The organism is Mesorhizobium sp. M0052 (assembly GCF_040323255.1).
Taxonomy (GTDB): Bacteria; Pseudomonadota; Alphaproteobacteria; order Rhizobiales; family Rhizobiaceae; genus Mesorhizobium.
Genome location: NZ_JAMYUS010000007.1, coordinates 64,964 through 78,840, shown reverse-complemented (window position 1 = coordinate 78,840; position 13,877 = coordinate 64,964). Strand labels below are relative to the sequence as shown.

General features: G+C 64.5%; 17 protein-coding genes and 1 pseudogene. 10 read left to right on the top strand and 8 right to left on the bottom strand.

What is annotated here, in order from left to right:
* Positions 1-118 precede the first annotated feature (118 nt).
* From NKJ77_RS11230 to NKJ77_RS11220, 3 genes are all read left to right on the top strand, one after another.
* Positions 119-736 carry a LysE family translocator gene (locus NKJ77_RS11230; RefSeq protein WP_023822358.1) on the top strand — a complete coding sequence of 206 codons (618 nt, stop codon included), beginning with the start codon at positions 119-121 and terminating at the stop codon, positions 734-736.
* A gap of 179 nt (positions 737-915) precedes the next feature.
* Entirely contained in the window at positions 916-1,890 is a 975-nt protein-coding gene (cysK, locus tag NKJ77_RS11225) for a cysteine synthase A (RefSeq protein ID WP_023672045.1), read from the top strand.
* 200 nt (positions 1,891-2,090) lie between these two features.
* A complete protein-coding gene (locus NKJ77_RS11220) occupies positions 2,091-2,717 on the top strand; it encodes a glutathione S-transferase family protein (RefSeq protein ID WP_023822359.1) in 627 nt (208 codons plus the stop codon).
* 9 nt (positions 2,718-2,726) lie between these two features.
* Here NKJ77_RS11220 and NKJ77_RS11215 read toward each other — a convergent pair whose 3' ends face one another.
* Entirely contained in the window at positions 2,727-3,971 is a 1,245-nt protein-coding gene (locus tag NKJ77_RS11215; RefSeq protein ID WP_352535221.1) for an RNA polymerase sigma factor, read from the bottom strand.
* Positions 3,972-3,978: 7 nt separating this feature from the next.
* A complete protein-coding gene (locus NKJ77_RS11210; RefSeq protein WP_023681239.1) occupies positions 3,979-4,347 on the bottom strand; it encodes a YciI family protein in 369 nt (122 codons plus the stop codon).
* Positions 4,348-4,582: 235 nt separating this feature from the next.
* Here NKJ77_RS11210 and NKJ77_RS11205 point away from each other — a divergent pair, with 235 nt between their 5' ends.
* A complete protein-coding gene (locus NKJ77_RS11205; RefSeq protein ID WP_023687546.1) occupies positions 4,583-5,044 on the top strand; it encodes a RidA family protein in 462 nt (153 codons plus the stop codon).
* Here NKJ77_RS11205 and NKJ77_RS11200 read toward each other — a convergent pair.
* The 3 genes from NKJ77_RS11200 to NKJ77_RS11190 form a co-directional block, all read right to left on the bottom strand.
* Complete coding sequence (locus tag NKJ77_RS11200; RefSeq protein ID WP_023749321.1) at positions 5,007-5,261, bottom strand: hypothetical protein; 255 nt, start codon at positions 5,259-5,261, stop codon at positions 5,007-5,009. The genes NKJ77_RS11205 and NKJ77_RS11200 overlap by 38 nt on opposite strands.
* 61 nt (positions 5,262-5,322) lie before the next feature.
* On the bottom strand, positions 5,323-5,748 hold the full coding sequence (locus NKJ77_RS11195; protein WP_352535219.1) for a thiol-disulfide oxidoreductase DCC family protein: 426 nt from the start codon (positions 5,746-5,748) through the stop codon (positions 5,323-5,325).
* A 179-nt stretch (positions 5,749-5,927) separates the two neighbouring features.
* Positions 5,928-6,077, bottom strand: a complete 150-nt coding sequence (locus tag NKJ77_RS11190; RefSeq protein ID WP_196813601.1) for a hypothetical protein — start codon at positions 6,075-6,077, stop codon at positions 5,928-5,930.
* Between the two features lie 345 nt (positions 6,078-6,422).
* Between NKJ77_RS11190 and ku the strand changes: the two genes are divergently transcribed.
* A complete protein-coding gene (gene ku, locus NKJ77_RS11185) occupies positions 6,423-7,289 on the top strand; it encodes a non-homologous end joining protein Ku (RefSeq protein ID WP_023672038.1) in 867 nt (288 codons plus the stop codon).
* Between the two features lie 11 nt (positions 7,290-7,300).
* Positions 7,301-9,811, top strand: a complete 2,511-nt coding sequence (gene ligD / locus NKJ77_RS11180) for a DNA ligase D (protein WP_023832959.1) — start codon at positions 7,301-7,303, stop codon at positions 9,809-9,811.
* A 231-nt stretch (positions 9,812-10,042) separates the two neighbouring features.
* Here ligD and NKJ77_RS11175 read toward each other — a convergent pair whose 3' ends face one another.
* Positions 10,043-10,762: an ArsR/SmtB family transcription factor gene (locus NKJ77_RS11175; RefSeq protein ID WP_352535216.1), complete on the bottom strand. Its 720-nt coding sequence runs from the start codon at positions 10,760-10,762 to the stop codon at positions 10,043-10,045.
* A 69-nt stretch (positions 10,763-10,831) separates the two neighbouring features.
* Here NKJ77_RS11175 and NKJ77_RS11170 point away from each other — a divergent pair, with 69 nt between their 5' ends.
* From NKJ77_RS11170 to NKJ77_RS11160, 3 genes are all read left to right on the top strand, one after another.
* A complete protein-coding gene (locus NKJ77_RS11170; RefSeq protein WP_023687540.1) occupies positions 10,832-11,035 on the top strand; it encodes a DUF1127 domain-containing protein in 204 nt (67 codons plus the stop codon).
* 85 nt (positions 11,036-11,120) lie between these two features.
* Positions 11,121-11,477 (top strand): NIPSNAP family protein, encoded by a 357-nt coding sequence (locus tag NKJ77_RS11165; protein WP_352535214.1) that lies wholly within the window; start codon positions 11,121-11,123, stop codon positions 11,475-11,477.
* Entirely contained in the window at positions 11,474-11,818 is a 345-nt protein-coding gene (locus NKJ77_RS11160; RefSeq protein ID WP_023701918.1) for an antibiotic biosynthesis monooxygenase family protein, read from the top strand. Before NKJ77_RS11165 ends, NKJ77_RS11160 begins: the two co-directional genes overlap by 4 nt.
* A gap of 158 nt (positions 11,819-11,976) precedes the next feature.
* Here the strand turns inward: NKJ77_RS11160 and mbfA are convergent, their stop codons facing one another.
* Entirely contained in the window at positions 11,977-12,960 is a 984-nt protein-coding gene (gene mbfA / locus NKJ77_RS11155; protein ID WP_023832962.1) for an iron exporter MbfA, read from the bottom strand.
* A 163-nt stretch (positions 12,961-13,123) separates the two neighbouring features.
* On the opposite strand from mbfA, the gene NKJ77_RS11150 reads away from it, so the two are divergent.
* On the top strand, positions 13,124-13,444 hold the full coding sequence (locus NKJ77_RS11150) for a hypothetical protein (RefSeq protein ID WP_023681249.1): 321 nt from the start codon (positions 13,124-13,126) through the stop codon (positions 13,442-13,444).
* Positions 13,445-13,559: 115 nt separating this feature from the next.
* Here NKJ77_RS11150 and NKJ77_RS11145 read toward each other — a convergent pair.
* Positions 13,560-13,817 (bottom strand): annotated as a pseudogene (locus tag NKJ77_RS11145) (endonuclease domain-containing protein); the annotation flags it as partial.
* Positions 13,818-13,877 lie beyond the last annotated feature (60 nt).

Genomic DNA, 13,877 nt, shown 5'->3' with positions numbered 1-13,877 from the left:
CCATCTCTCGCTCTCAGACGAGGATGACCGGCTTTCATGTCCTGCTTGGCGCAATCGAATCCGTTTTGCCGTTGCAGGCTTTCATGGCACCAGAGTCGTTTCACGAGGTGCGACCGTCATGACCCTCACCGGCTTCCTTGCCTATAGTGCTGCGCTGGGCATCGCCGCCGCCATTCCCGGGCCCGGCGTCACCGCGCTTGTGGCGCGGGCGCTCGGATCCGGCTTCCGCTCATCGCTGGCGATGTCGTTCGGCCTGATGCTCGGCGACCTCATTTATCTCACCGCGGTGGTGCTCGGCCTTGCCTTTGTCGCGCAAAGCTTCGGCATGGTGTTTCTCGCCATCAAATGGCTGGGCGTCTCCTATCTCGCCTTCCTCGGCTGGCGTTTCTGGACGGCCGGGATCACGCCCGAGACTGTCGAAGCCAGGAAAGGCAAGGGCGGCCTGGTATCGAACTTCCTTGCCGGCCTCACCGTCACGCTGGGCAACCCGAAAACGATGATCTTCTACCTCGCCATCACGCCGACCATCGTCGACCTGAAGACCATCACGCTCGCCGACTACGGCATCCTGGTCGCGCTCACCGTCATTGTGCTCTTCGTGGTGCTGGTGCCATATCTTGCGCTGGCCGCCAAGGCGCGCTGGTTCCTGAAATCGCCACGCGCGCTGAAGGCGCTGAACCGCACCGCCGCCGGCTTCATGGTGGGCGCGGCCGCTGCCATTGCCGCACGTCAGTAGATCGGTTCAGGCCCATCCATTCCGCCGATCGGTCCATCCGGAAAATGCGGCTTGAGGAGACAAGCGTTTTCAGCAAGCGGCCCACTCGATATTTTCGGCCGGCAGCCTATCTTGCGCGGGCGAAAGCCCTATTCTGTCCGCCGACGCCAATTGCCTGATCTGATTTGGGAGCGAAACCAATGAACAAGCCTTCCGCGCGCGTGCCCGGCCGCGGCCGTGTCTACAACTCGATCACCGAGACGATCGGCGACACGCCGCTGGTGCGGCTCGACAAGTTCGCCAAGGAGAAGGGCGTCGTTGCCAACCTTCTTGCCAAGCTCGAATTCTTCAATCCGATCGCCTCGGTCAAGGACCGCATCGGCGTTTCCATGATCGAGGCGCTGGAAGCGTCGGGCCGGATCAAACCTGGCAAGACGACGCTGATCGAGCCGACCTCGGGGAATACCGGCATCGCGCTCGCCTTCGCCGCCGCCGCCAAGGGCTACAAGCTGATCCTGACCATGCCCGAAACCATGTCGGTGGAGCGCCGCAAGATGCTGGCGCTGCTCGGCGCCGAACTGGTGCTGACGGAAGGGCCGAAAGGCATGAAGGGCGCCATCGCCAAGGCCGACGAATTGGCCGCCACCCTGCCTGACGCCGTCATCCCGCAGCAGTTCGAAAACCCGGCCAACCCGGAGATCCACCGCCGCACCACCGCCGAGGAGATCTGGAACGACACCGATGGCGGGGTCGACATCTTCGTCGCCGGCATCGGTACCGGCGGCACGATCACCGGCGTCGGCCAGGTGCTGAAGCAACGCAAGCCCTCGGTGCATGTCGTCGCCGTCGAGCCGGAGGCCTCGCCGGTGCTGTCGGGCGGCCAGCCCGGCCCGCACAAGATCCAGGGCATCGGCGCCGGCTTTGCGCCCAAGATCCTCGACACCTCGATCTATGACGAGATCGTCAAGGTCTCCAACGAGGATTCGGTCGCCAACGCCCGCCTCGTCGCCCGCCTTGAAGGCGTGCCGGTCGGCATCTCGTCGGGCGCTGCCCTGCAGGCCGCCATCGCCGTCGGGTCGCGGCCGGAGAACAAGGGCAAGAACCTGGTGGTGATCATCCCGTCCTTCGCCGAGCGCTATCTGTCGACGATCCTGTTCGACGGGCTGGGGGCTTAACGTCTTAACTGGATAGGCGGCGATCCTTCGCACCCCCCTCTGCCCTGCCGGGCATCGGGGGGTGCTGTCCCTCCGACATCGGAAGTCTCATGGCTGGACCGCAGAAAACCCGGCCGTGGCGTCCGCCACCGGCTTGAGCGGGAGGCGGCTTCAGGGTCAAATCGCCCCGGCCTGCTTCGCGCGGGCAGGGGGAGAATCACATGTACAAGCTTTACACGCGCCCAGGCAGCGGCGGTTTTGTCGTCGAGGCCGCATTGGCGCTGGCAAACGCGCAATTCGACCAGATCGATGTGCCCAAGAAGGATCCGCCGGACCAGGCCTTCCTCGACATCAGCCCGTTGAACCAGGTTCCGGTGCTGACCTTGCCCAACGGTCAATCGATAACCGAATCGGCGGCGATCTGCATCCTGCTTGCCGAGCGCCATCCGGAGGCGGGTCTGGCACCGGCCGCCGGATCGCCGGATCGCGCCGGTTTCCTGCGCTGGATGGCGTTCATGTCATCGGTGCTCTACCCCGCCATCCTGCGCCTCTACTATGCCCATCGCTACACCACCGATGCCGACGGCAAGAAAGCCGTCAAGCAGGCAGCCATTGCCGAGATGGACCGCGGCTTCGCCATTGTCGATGCAGCCCTCGAGGGGCGCGGCTGGCTGGTCGGCGACGCGATGTCGCTGGCCGACATCTACCTCGTCATGCTGGTGGCCTGGCACCCCGATATGGACAAGGCGCGAGCCGACTGGCCGAACATCGAACGCTTATGGTCGGCGCTGCGCGCGCATCCGCTGATAAAACGGCTCAACACCACGCATGAGATGTGGCCGGCCTGAACGGACGCTTCAATTTCGCAGGATCGCCCGTTTCGCCTGCAGGAAGCGGCGCACGGCGGGGTCGCGTTCAAGGCCGATCGCCCGGTCATAGGCTTCGACCGCTTGCGCCGCATTGCCGAGCCTGGCCAGCAGGCCGGCGCGAGCGGCCCAATAGGGCTGATAGTCGTTGAGCCGCTTGTCGTCGCCCAGCACGTAGAGCGCCGCCAGTCCTGCCGCCGCCCCTTCGGCCTCGGCAATCGCCACGGCGCGGTTGATCGAAATCACCGGCGAGCCTGATATCGCCGACAGCGCATCGTAGAAGTTACGGATCGCCGCCCAATCGGTTTGGCCGGTCCGTCGCCGCGTCGCATGCACCGATTGTACCGCCGCTTCGAGCTGGTAGCGGCCGATGACGCCCATGGTGGCGGCGTGGCCCAGCAGCGCCTCGGCTTCGTCGATCAGCGCGTGATCCCAAAGACGGCAATCCTGTTCGGCGAGCGGCACATAATCTCCAGCCGCATCGCGCCGCGCCGGGCGGCGCGCCTCGGCAAACAGCATCAGCGCCAGCAGGCCGAGCGCTTCCGGTTCGTCCGGCATCAGCGATGCCACCAGCCGCCCGAGCCAGATGCCTTCGGTCGCCAGATTGCGCGCTCTCGTCTCGGTCCCTGCCGGGTCGGTCCAGCCTTCGGCGAAAGCCGCGTAGATCGCTTCCAGCACCGTTCCCAGCCGCTCGCCGAGTTCGGCGCGATCCGGCACGCGGAACGGAATGCCGATCTCGCGGATGCGGCTCTTGGCACGCACCAGACGCTGGCCCATCGTCGCCGGCGAAACCAGGAAGGCCGAGGCGATCGTCGCCGCGTCGAAACCCAGAATGGTCTGCAGGATCAGCGGCGCCCGCACGCTGGCTTCGATCGCCGGATGCGCACAGGCAAACATCAGCCTGAGACGTTCGTCGGGAAGGTCTTCGTCTTCCATGCTCGCCTCCATCTCCTCGGCCATCAGCTTGAGATGGTCGCGGCTCGCCTCGCTGGTCAGCCGACGGCGCACCGCGTCGACGCGCCGCCGGCGCGCCACGGCCAGCAGCCATGCTTCCGGCTTGTCGGGCACGCCGGTCTGTGGCCAGCGCTCCAGCGCCGCGGCGAAGGCCTCGGCCAGCGCGTCCTCGGCGCCGGCCACGTCGCGGGTGCGCGCCGCTAGCCAGGCGACCAGCTTGCCGTAACTCTGCCGGGCGGCCGCTTCGGCCGCCGCCCGCGCGATCTCCGGGCGATTGTCCATCACGGTGTCATTTCTTGGGCATGTAGTCGGCCATTTCCCAGATCGGCCGCAACTCGACCGTGCCGGCGCTCGCCGCCGGACAGCGCGCCGCCCAGTCGATGGCGGTATCGATATCGGCCGCCTCGATCATGTAGAAGCCGGCAAGCTGCTCCTTGGTGTCGGCATAGGGGCCGTCGATCACGTTGGTCTTGCCGTCTGTGATCCGCACCGAGGTGGTCGCCTGGGTCGGGCGCAACCGTTCGCCGGCGAGCCATGCGCCGGATTTCTTCAACGCTTCGGTATAGGCGGCATATGCTGCGCTCATCTGCTGAGCCTTCTCGATTGGCGTGTTCGCCTGCGCGGCTTCGTCGCTGTTGATCAAAAGCATGTATCGCATGGGTCTTCTCCCGTGGTTTCGAAGGCCGCGTCCTAGCGGGGCCAGACGTATGTCGCGCGGCGGCGGCCGATTTCGACGGGCTTCAGAAAAAACTTTCGCCTCCGCCAGGAGATTTCGCAAGGACCAGATGTTCCTCCGTCTGCTGGCGGATGACCGGCAGCGGACTGGCCGTGGCTCCGCACAGCACTATCCTCTGTCGTTGGCGGGCACGTCACACGAGGCATGGGAGAAGAGAATGGAACTCGTGACCCACAAGAAATTCAAGAACGGCCGGTTGATGCCATGGGGCAAAGGCACGGTCGTCAGCGGTGCGAAAGGCACCGTCTATCTCTGCGGCAACACCGCGACATCGGCTGACTACGATCCGGCCGGCAAGAAGGGTGGCGGCTTCGCCGGCGATGCCGCGGCGCAGTGGCGGGAAGTTCTCGGCAACATCAAATCGGATCTGGAAGAACTTGGCAGCGGGCTCGACCATCTCATCAGGCTGACCTTTTTCGTCAAAGGGCCATTTCCCGACGGCGGCGTCCTCAGCTCGCCTAATTTTCGTCTCGACGTGCTGGACGCGTTTTTCGCCGAGCATTGTCCGAAGCATTGTAGCGACAACAATCCGCCGCCTTCGGAGGTAATCGGCGTCGCAGCGCTTGCCCAGGCAGACATCGTCATCGAGATCGTCGCCGTCGCGGCGCTGCCGGACTGAGGCGCGAACGAACAGGCCGGCCTTGCGCGAGGTCGCCGTTGCGATCGAAGCGCGCCGGCACGAGCTGCGCCGCCGCGCCGGTGCGGGCGTTGCACAAGGCCTCGGCTCTGGCCAGTGAGCGCCCGGCGACGAGCAGGATCAGGCGTGGCTCGCTCTCCAGCAATTGCACGATGCGGCCGCCGAAAATGCCATAGCCGCCAACGACCAGAAGCCTCATCGCGCCGCTCTTTTTGCGTATGTCGTTCCCGGAACCGAGGTCACTTTTGGGTGACATGCGATTAGCCGATCACGCGCGCACGTATCGCGGCGGACAGGATCTCGCAACTGTCCTTGCGGCCGAACATGGCGTAGCGGTTTTTGGCGATGCGTTCGTAGAGCCAGTCACGCAAGGGGTGCGGGATGAGCAGCAGGGCCTTCGCCGCCCGCCACGGCCAGCCGAGTTCGGCCATCACCGCGATGAAACTGTCCAGCCGGATGAAGGGAGCGCCGCCGACAAGGACCAGATTGGTCTCGTAGCTGTCGGTGCGCAGCCCGTATCTCTGGAACAGCGCCTCGCCGAAGGGCGACTGCGCCGTGGCGAAGCGGAAGCGGTTTTTGCGGTCGAGCCCGACCACCGTGCGTACGAAGCCCGAGCACAGCACGCAGACGCCGTCGAAAACGATCAATGGCTGGCTGGCATCGAAGGGTTCAGGAGAAGAAGTCACGGGACGTCCGGCAGCTTGTGTCTTCAGACACTAAGCCCGCCGGCAGCGGGATCAAAGCCGCGGCGTTGTCGCACGGCTTCTCGCGGCCAGCGCGGGGCGCTCGGCGCGATAGGTGGTTGCGCGGGGATCGGCCTCCGGTCTGCAGATCCGGCTGTCGTGACGCGTTTCGAATGTCATGATCAATGCGCGCCGAGCGAGCTGCCGCGACGGGCGCAGGCCGGACCCGGGCCGCGCATGTAGTAGCGCTCCGGCCGATAGGTCGGCGCGATGAACTCGCGGATGGCGGCGGCATAGCCGGCGATGTGGCCCCAGAATTTCATTTTACTCAAGTCCCTGTCCCGATTTTCGGATGTCCCGTCCGATTGCGGGGATCATAGTGTCGAGGCGTGAATAGTCGGTGAACACGATGTTAATCTTTGGTCGAAAACCCCATGCTTCGTGGCCGGAATGCGGCTGTTTGGGGGTCTTTCGGTGTGGTTCGTCGCCATTTCCGGCATTGTGACTTTTGCATCACATATGTTTCGTCTGGATGTCGCTTGGGCGCGGTTCTGTTTCAGATTTGGCGAGCCTCTCGAAATTTCCATGCTCGCTGCCGAAATGCCCCTGGTTGCGCGCCCGGAACCGGAACGGGCCTTGCCCGTTCTCGCTTGAACCGCATCGCGCAGGAGTTCGCCATGGCACCTCGCCCCGCCTGGAAGGGCTATCTGAAACTGTCGCTGGTCACCTGCGCTGTCGAACTGACCAACGTCGTCACCCACGCCGAAAAAGTTTCGTTCCGGGTGCTCAACCGCAAGACCGGCAACACGGTCAAGCGCATCTATGTCGATTCTGAAACCGGCAAGCCGCTGGGCGATGGCGACGAGATCAGGGGCTATGAGGTGAGCCCCGGTGAGTTCGTCTATGTCGAGGACGAAGAGATCGAAGCGGTGCAGATCGAGTCCTCGCACACGATGGCGCTGGACGGCTTCGTCGACAAAGCCTCGATAGAGCAGATCTATCTCGACACGCCCTATTATGTCACGCCCGCCGACAAGGTGTCGGAGGAGGCCTTTGCCGTCATTCGCGATGCCATGGCGGACAAGAAGATGGCCGGGCTGGCGCGCGTCGTGCTCTATAGCCGCGAGCGGCCCGTGGTGATCGAGCCGCGCGGCAAAGGCATGGTGCTGACCACCTTGCGCTACGGCAACACGGTGCGGGAGCCGGAGAGCATCTTCGGCGACATCAAGGCGGTGAAGACCGACCAGGAGATGACCGATATGGCCGAACGCATCATCGACAAGAAGAAGGGGAAGTTCGATCCGTCGACATTCGAGGACAAGTATGAGGACGCGCTGCTCGAACTGATCCGCGCCAAGAAGGCCGGAAAGAAGGCTCCGAAAGCGCAGGCCGCGCCCAAGCCGTCCAATGTCGTCAATCTGTTCGACGCGCTGAAGAAGAGCCTGTCCGATGGCGGCCAGGCGGAAGGCCCGGCGAAGAAGGCCAAGCCGGCGGCAAAAAGCGGCAAGGCGAAAGCTTCTGCGCCCAAGCGCAAGTCGGCTTGAGGGTCGGCGCCGTGGCCAGCCTCGAACAATATCAGTCCAAACGCGATTTCAAGAAGACGGCCGAGCCGGCGGGCAAGGTCGCGCGCGGCAAGCAGCCCGGCGGCATCTTCGTCGTCCAGAAGCACGACGCGACCAGGCTGCACTATGATTTCCGCCTCGAGCATGAGGGCGTGTTGTGGAGCTGGGCGGTGACGCGGGGCCCGAGCCTCGACCCGCACGAGAAGCGGCTGGCCGTGCATGTCGAGGACCACCCGATCGACTATGCCGGCTTCGAGGGCACCATTCCCAAGGGCGAGTATGGCGGCGGCACCGTCATCGTCTGGGACGAAGGCACATGGACGCCGGAGATCGACCCGGCCAAGGCGATGAAGAAGGGCCATATCGACTTCGAACTCAACGGCCAGAAGCTGAATGGGCGGTGGCATCTGGTCAGGTTAAGACCCCGCCCGGGCGAAAAGCGCGACAACTGGCTGCTGATCAAATCCGACGATGCCGCCGCCCGCCCCGGCGAGGATATCCTGAAGGACGCACCGAAATCGGTGAAGTCCGGCCTGACCATCGAAGAGGTCGCGGAAGGCAAGACCGCCGACGGCAAGAAGCCGAAGGTCTGGCACTCCAACAAGCCTGCGGCATCCAGCAAGGCGAAAGCCGGCAAGCGCCTCGACTTCGTCGAGCCGCAGCTGGCGACGCTGGAGCGCGAGGCGCCGCCCGGCGAGGACTGGCTGCATGAGGTGAAGTTCGACGGGTACCGCATGCAGGCGCAGATCGCCGGCACAGAGGTGCGGCTGCTGACCCGCACCGGCCTCGACTGGACGGAGAAATTCGGCCCCGAGATCGTCGCGGAACTCGCCCAGCTGAAATGCAGCGACGCCATCATCGACGGCGAGATCGTCGTGCTCGCCGACAGCGGCGTTTCGTCTTTCTCGCTGCTGCAGCAGGATCTCTCCGCCAATCGAACCGACCGCTTCACCTACTATGTGTTCGACCTGATGCGGCTTGACGGCAATGATTTGCGCCGCGAGCCGCTGGTCGAGCGCAAGCAGGCGCTGCAGGAGCTGCTCGGCGAGACGGCCGAAAATGCCGCCGTCCGCTTCAGCGACCATTTCGCCGAGCCCGGCAAGATCATGCTGCAGCACGCCTGCCGCATGGGCCTCGAAGGCATCGTCTCCAAGCGCGCCGATGCGCCCTACCGCAGCGGCCGTGGCCCAGGCTGGGTGAAATCGAAATGCACGGCCCGCCAGGAATTCGTCATCGGCGGGTATCTGCCCTCGGACAAGACCGGCCGCGGCCTGCGTTCGCTGCTGGTCGGCTACCACGAGGGCGGCAAGCTCCACTACGCCGGCCGCGTCGGCACGGGCTTCACAGCCAGGAGCGCCACCGATTTGAAGAAAAAACTCGATGCTCTGAAGGCAGACGCCTCGCCCTTTGCCGCCGCGGTTCCGAAGGGGAAGGGCCTGGTCTGGGTCAGGCCCGAACTTGTCGGCGAAGTGGAGTTCCGCAGCTGGACGTCGGACCGTATAATACGCCACGCGTCGTTCCAGGGACTGCGCGAGGACAAGCCGGCGGAGGAAGTCGTGCAGGAAAAGCCATCGAAGGCGGCGAACAAGGCAAGGCCCGCGGCAAGCGGCGCCGGCAAGGCCGCCGGGGCTAAGGCGCCCGCGACGATCACGACCAGGGTAAAACTATCCCATCCCGACAAGCTGCTGTGGCCCGAGGAAAAAATATCCAAACAGGCTTTGCTCGAACACTACGCGCTGGTCTGGCCGCGCATGGAGCAGTTCGTCGTCAACCGGCCGCTCAGCCTGGTCAGGGCGCCGGATGGCATCGGCGGCCCGCGCTTCTTCCAGAAACATGCTTCGACCGGCATGAGCGACAAGATTGCCCGGATGAAGGACCCGACCGATGGCGAGGAAATCCTGTTCATCCGCGATTTCGACGGCCTTGCCGCTCTGGTCCAGTATGGCGTGGTCGAGGTCCACATCTGGGGCTGCAAGATCGACGCGCTGGAAAAGCCGGATCAGATCATCTTCGATCTCGATCCCGATGAAGGCGTCGACGTCAAGGCGGTGCGCGAGGCCGCGCTCGACATCAGAGGCAAGCTCGACGATCTGTCGCTGCCGAATTTCGTCAAGCCGTCAGGCGGCAAGGGCTATCACGTGCTGGTGCCGCTGAAGCCGTCTGCGGACTGGGAGGCGGTCAAAACCTTCTCGCATGATTTCGCCAAGGCGCTGGAGCAGGCCGCGCCCGACCGCTACACCGCGACGCTGTCGAAAAAGGCGCGCACGGGAAAAATCTTCGTCGACTATCTGCGCAACGGCAGGGGCTCGACCACCGTCGCGCCTTACTCTTCCCGCGCCAAGAAGGGCGCGACGGTGTCGATCCCGGTGACGTGGGCGGAGGTTGAAAAAGGGTTGGCGCCGAATTCCTTCCCGATCGGGGGCAAGACGACGCTGAAGGAACTAGCGCAGGCCGATCCGTGGGCGGATTTCTTCAAGCAGGGGAAGGTGTTGAAGCGGGGGTGAGCCATCGGCACATTCGCAAACGTAGCGATCCTTCCCACCCCCCTCAGTCCTGCCGGACATCTCCCCCGCAAGGGGGGAGATTGGGCAGCTTCGAGGTTTCGTTCATTGTTGCAACGTTGGAGATTGGCGAAAGCTGTTGAGCGCCTAATCTCCCCCTTGAGGGGGAGATGGCCGGCAGGCCAGAGGGGGGTGCTGTCCCGCCAGCGTCGCCCAATTAGCGCTGCCGAACCTCTACGCTAAAAACACCCGCTCGAACGCCTGCTTCCCCGGCGGTGAAAACACCACCGCGCGGCTGTCCTTCTCCCGCCTTGCCCATTTCTCCGCCAGGATCTTGTCCAGAATAGCCGCGCCCAGCGTTCCCGCAAGATGCGAGCGGCGCACGCTCCAGTCGAGGCAGGCGCGGCAGACCGGCCGGCGCGCCTTGGCGCCGACATCGACGCCGATGGCGGAAAAATGCGATGCGGCCGACGGCCCCAGCCGGATCTCCCCCGGCCGGGTCTGCCCCGGCCGGATCTCCCCGAGCCTGATCTCATTGTCGTCGCGCAACAGGATGCCGCGCGCGACGAACCGGTCCAGCATCGCCACCGCCTGCTCGCCGGCGAGGTGGTCGTAGCAGACGCGGGCCACGCGCATGGCGCCGTCGCGCGGGCCGGGCCGCACCCGCTTGGGGCCGACCGCTTCGGCCACCCCGGTGATCGCCTCGATCATGCCGGCAACCTGCGGCCCAGCGAGGCCGTAATAGCGATGCCGTCCCTGGCTGGCCAAAGTTAAAAGCCCGCCCTCCATCAGTTTCGACAGATGCGAGGACGCCGTCGGCAGCGAGACGCCGGCCTCCAGCGCCAGTTCGCTGGCCGTCAAAGCCGTGCCGCCCATCAGCGCATTCAGCATGTTTGCCCGCGCCGGATCGCCGACCAGGCTGGCGATGCGGGCAATGTCGGGTCCTTCACGCATAGTTAGGTCTCCATCGAAGCATTCTCGTCAGATAAGCATTATTGTCGGGCGGGATCAAGGAGAACGCCGATGCCAACCGCTTCCGCCCCACTCGCCAGCCGCCGGCCTTTTCCATTCGTCACCTGGCTGCAACGGCGGCTGCTCGCTCGCTGGTACGACCGCCACCTGCAGCGGCTCGGCCTCGCGGAGATCGACGACCATCTGCTGCGCGATCTCGGCCTGACCCGTGAGGATGTGCGCCGCGAATGCGCAAAATCCTTCTGGCAGGCCTGACCGCCAGCGCTTTTGCTTAGCAGACCCTGCGGCACAACGTTTCGACGCCGCTCGAACTATCCACGCGAAACCCAAGGAGATCACGATGACCATCACTTGCTTCATCCGCTATGAGATCGACCCGTTCGGCAAGCCGGCCTTCGAGCAATATGCCAAGGCCTGGGGCCAGGCGATCCCGCGCTGCGGGGCCGATCTGGTCGGCTACTACGCCCCGCATGAGGGCTCGGCCACCACCGCCTACGCCGCCTACAACATCGACAGCCTCGCCGCCTACGAAGCATATCGCGCCCGTCTCGCCGCAGATCCGGCGGGCAAGGCCAATTACGAATTCGCCCGCCGCGAAAAGTTCATCTTGAAAGAGGACCGCATCTTCCTGAAGCTGGTGTCGGGGCCGCATGGACCGCGGCAGCTGTTCCAGACCGCGGTCAAGGAGGAGATATGATCGCTGTCATCTTCGAGGTGCAACCGGCTGAGGGAAAGCGCGATGCCTATCTCGGCATCGCCGCGGAACTGCGGCCGCTGCTCAGCGGCATCGATGGCTTCATCTCGATCGAGCGCTTTCAGAGCCTGGGCGATCCCAACCGGGTCCTGTCACTGTCCTTCTGGCGCGACGAGGAAGCGGTGAAAGCCTGGCGCAATACGGAAGAGCATCGGCAGGCGCAGCATGCGGGCCGCGGCGGAATATTTGCCGGCTACCGGCTGCGCATTGCGCATGTGGTGCGGGATTACGGGCTGACGGAGAGGGACGAGGCGCCAGAGGATAGCAGGGCGGTGAATGGGTGACTAGGTATCGGCGTCGCGCCAGGCCCCCTCATCCGGCCGCTTCGCGGCCACCTTCTCCCCGCTGGGGAGAAGAGACTGGCGCAGGCTTCGAAAATCTCCTCTCCCCTCGGGGAGAGGTCAGCCGAGAAGCGGAGGCTGGGTGAGGGGGCGCTTGGCGCTCACGCATTCCCGATCAGCACCCCGGCCGCAAACACCAGCGCCCCGCCCAGCACCACCTGAAACGCTGCGCGCAGGAAGGGCGTCTGCATGTAGCGGTTCTGCACGAAGGCGATCGCCCACAATTCGAAGAACACCACGACGGCCGCCACCGCCGTCGCCGTCCAGAAATGCGGGATGATGTAAGGCAGCGCGTGGCCGAGGCCTCCCAGCGTCGTCATGATGCCGACGGTGAGGCCGCGCTTGATCGGCGAGCCACGCCCCGACAGCTTGCCGTCGTCCGAAGCGACCTCCGTAAAGCCCATCGAGATGCCGGCGCCGATCGAGGCGGCGAGGCCGACCAGCAGCGTCTGCCAGGTGTCGTGCGTGGCAAACGCCGCGGCAAAGATCGGCGCCAGTGTCGACACCGAGCCGTCCATCAGCCCGGCCAGTCCCGGCTGGACATAGGTCAGGATGAACTGGCGCTGCTCGGCGCTGGCTTCCTCGTCCTTCACCTCGCCCGGCACGAGTTTCTGCTCCAGCCGATGCGCCGAATTCTCATGGCTTTGCTCGGCCGCGGCCAGGTCGCCGAGCAGTTTCCGGGTCGAGGCATCGCCGGTGCGCTTGGCCGCCTCGACATAGAAGCGATAGGCCTGCTGCTCCATCGCTTCGGCTTGGCGCCGGACATGCTCGATGCCGAGCGGCCGCACCAGCCAGTCGGGCTTGCGCTCGTAATAGCCTTTCACGTGCTCGCGGCGCAGCAGCGGAATGCGCTCGCCGAAACGTTTGCGGTAAAGCTCGATCAGGGAATCGCGATGGCCGTCTTCCTCCGCCGCCATCGCCTCGAACACTTTCGCCGACTGCGGAAAACTGTCAGCCAGCCCGTCGGCATAGGCGCGGTAGATGCGCCCGTCATCCTCTTCGGATGAAATTGCCAGGGCCAGGATCTCCTGTTCCGACAGCGTTTCGAAAGGACGGCGGCCGAAACCGAAGACACGGGAAAGCATGAGAAATTCACCCCAGTTTAGAACAATTCTAAACTAGGCGCTCCAATCTCCGCGGTCAATCACCGGTCAAGAAATGTTGAAGCGCCGGATTGCAACGCGCCCTTCATTATCGGCAAATGTTCACCTATATTGTCGCGACACGCAAGCGAAAGGCATGAGCAAGATGACGGCAAAGCCGCACGACCACTTCGATCCGAAACCCGTCCTCGATCTTATCGCCAGCATCGAGGCCGATTTGCAGCGGCTGAAAGGCCTGGTCGAACAGCAGGTCGAAAAATTCGACCCCGCCAATCCGCACAACAAGGCGCCCGACGGCAAGCTGACCGAGGAGGGCGTCGAATGCTGCTACCGCCTGTTCGACGAAGGCAAGTCGCGCTATTCGGTCGCCCAGCAGATGAAGATCTCGTTTGCCGCCGCGACGCACCGGTTTAATTCCTGGCGCAAGGCGGGCGGGCCGAAGCGTCAGAGGGCGTTGCTTGGATAATTGGCGAAAGCCGCGGGGAAACCCGATCTCCCCCCTCGTGGGGGAGATGGCCGGCAGGCCAGAGGGGGCGCTGTCCCGCCGACCTTTCCCTCCTAAAGCCCAGCGCCGGCACCGTTCAGGATGCGCCTCCAAGCCCAGCCGCAATCACAATATGCTGGCAGACATTGTCGACGTCGCGGATGACGTCGTCATTCCAGAACCGCAGGACGGTCCAGCCATCTTGTTCGAGGTGCGATGTCCGCGTTTCATCACCGGCAGCCGCGCCGGCGTCCGCATGCTGGGAGCCATCGACTTCGATGACCAGCTTCTTCTCCGGGCAAGCGAAATCGACGATGTAGGCGGCAATCGGAAATTGTCGCCGGAAGCCAAGCCCGCCGGGTTACATCGGCGTCAGGTTTGGCCCGACGTTCGGGAGTTTTGCAACCCGGCGCGC

What these genes read in the sequence shown, in the direction of transcription:
- NKJ77_RS11230 (WP_023822358.1), top strand. Translation starts at nt 119, where the DNA reads ATGACCCTCACCGGCTTCCTTGCCTATAGTGCTGCGCTGGGCATCGCC.
- cysK (WP_023672045.1), top strand. Translation starts at nt 916, where the DNA reads ATGAACAAGCCTTCCGCGCGCGTGCCCGGCCGCGGCCGTGTCTACAAC.
- NKJ77_RS11220 (WP_023822359.1), top strand. Translation starts at nt 2,091, where the DNA reads ATGTACAAGCTTTACACGCGCCCAGGCAGCGGCGGTTTTGTCGTCGAG.
- NKJ77_RS11215 (WP_352535221.1), bottom strand. Translation starts at nt 3,971, where the DNA reads ATGGACAATCGCCCGGAGATCGCGCGGGCGGCGGCCGAAGCGGCCGCC.
- NKJ77_RS11210 (WP_023681239.1), bottom strand. Translation starts at nt 4,347, where the DNA reads ATGCGATACATGCTTTTGATCAACAGCGACGAAGCCGCGCAGGCGAAC.
- NKJ77_RS11205 (WP_023687546.1), top strand. Translation starts at nt 4,583, where the DNA reads ATGGAACTCGTGACCCACAAGAAATTCAAGAACGGCCGGTTGATGCCA.
- NKJ77_RS11200 (WP_023749321.1), bottom strand. Translation starts at nt 5,261, where the DNA reads ATGAGGCTTCTGGTCGTTGGCGGCTATGGCATTTTCGGCGGCCGCATC.
- ku (WP_023672038.1), top strand. Translation starts at nt 6,423, where the DNA reads ATGGCACCTCGCCCCGCCTGGAAGGGCTATCTGAAACTGTCGCTGGTC.
- NKJ77_RS11175 (WP_352535216.1), bottom strand. Translation starts at nt 10,762, where the DNA reads ATGCGTGAAGGACCCGACATTGCCCGCATCGCCAGCCTGGTCGGCGAT.
- NKJ77_RS11170 (WP_023687540.1), top strand. Translation starts at nt 10,832, where the DNA reads ATGCCAACCGCTTCCGCCCCACTCGCCAGCCGCCGGCCTTTTCCATTC.
- NKJ77_RS11165 (WP_352535214.1), top strand. Translation starts at nt 11,121, where the DNA reads ATGACCATCACTTGCTTCATCCGCTATGAGATCGACCCGTTCGGCAAG.
- NKJ77_RS11160 (WP_023701918.1), top strand. Translation starts at nt 11,474, where the DNA reads ATGATCGCTGTCATCTTCGAGGTGCAACCGGCTGAGGGAAAGCGCGAT.
- mbfA (WP_023832962.1), bottom strand. Translation starts at nt 12,960, where the DNA reads ATGCTTTCCCGTGTCTTCGGTTTCGGCCGCCGTCCTTTCGAAACGCTG.
- NKJ77_RS11150 (WP_023681249.1), top strand. Translation starts at nt 13,124, where the DNA reads ATGACGGCAAAGCCGCACGACCACTTCGATCCGAAACCCGTCCTCGAT.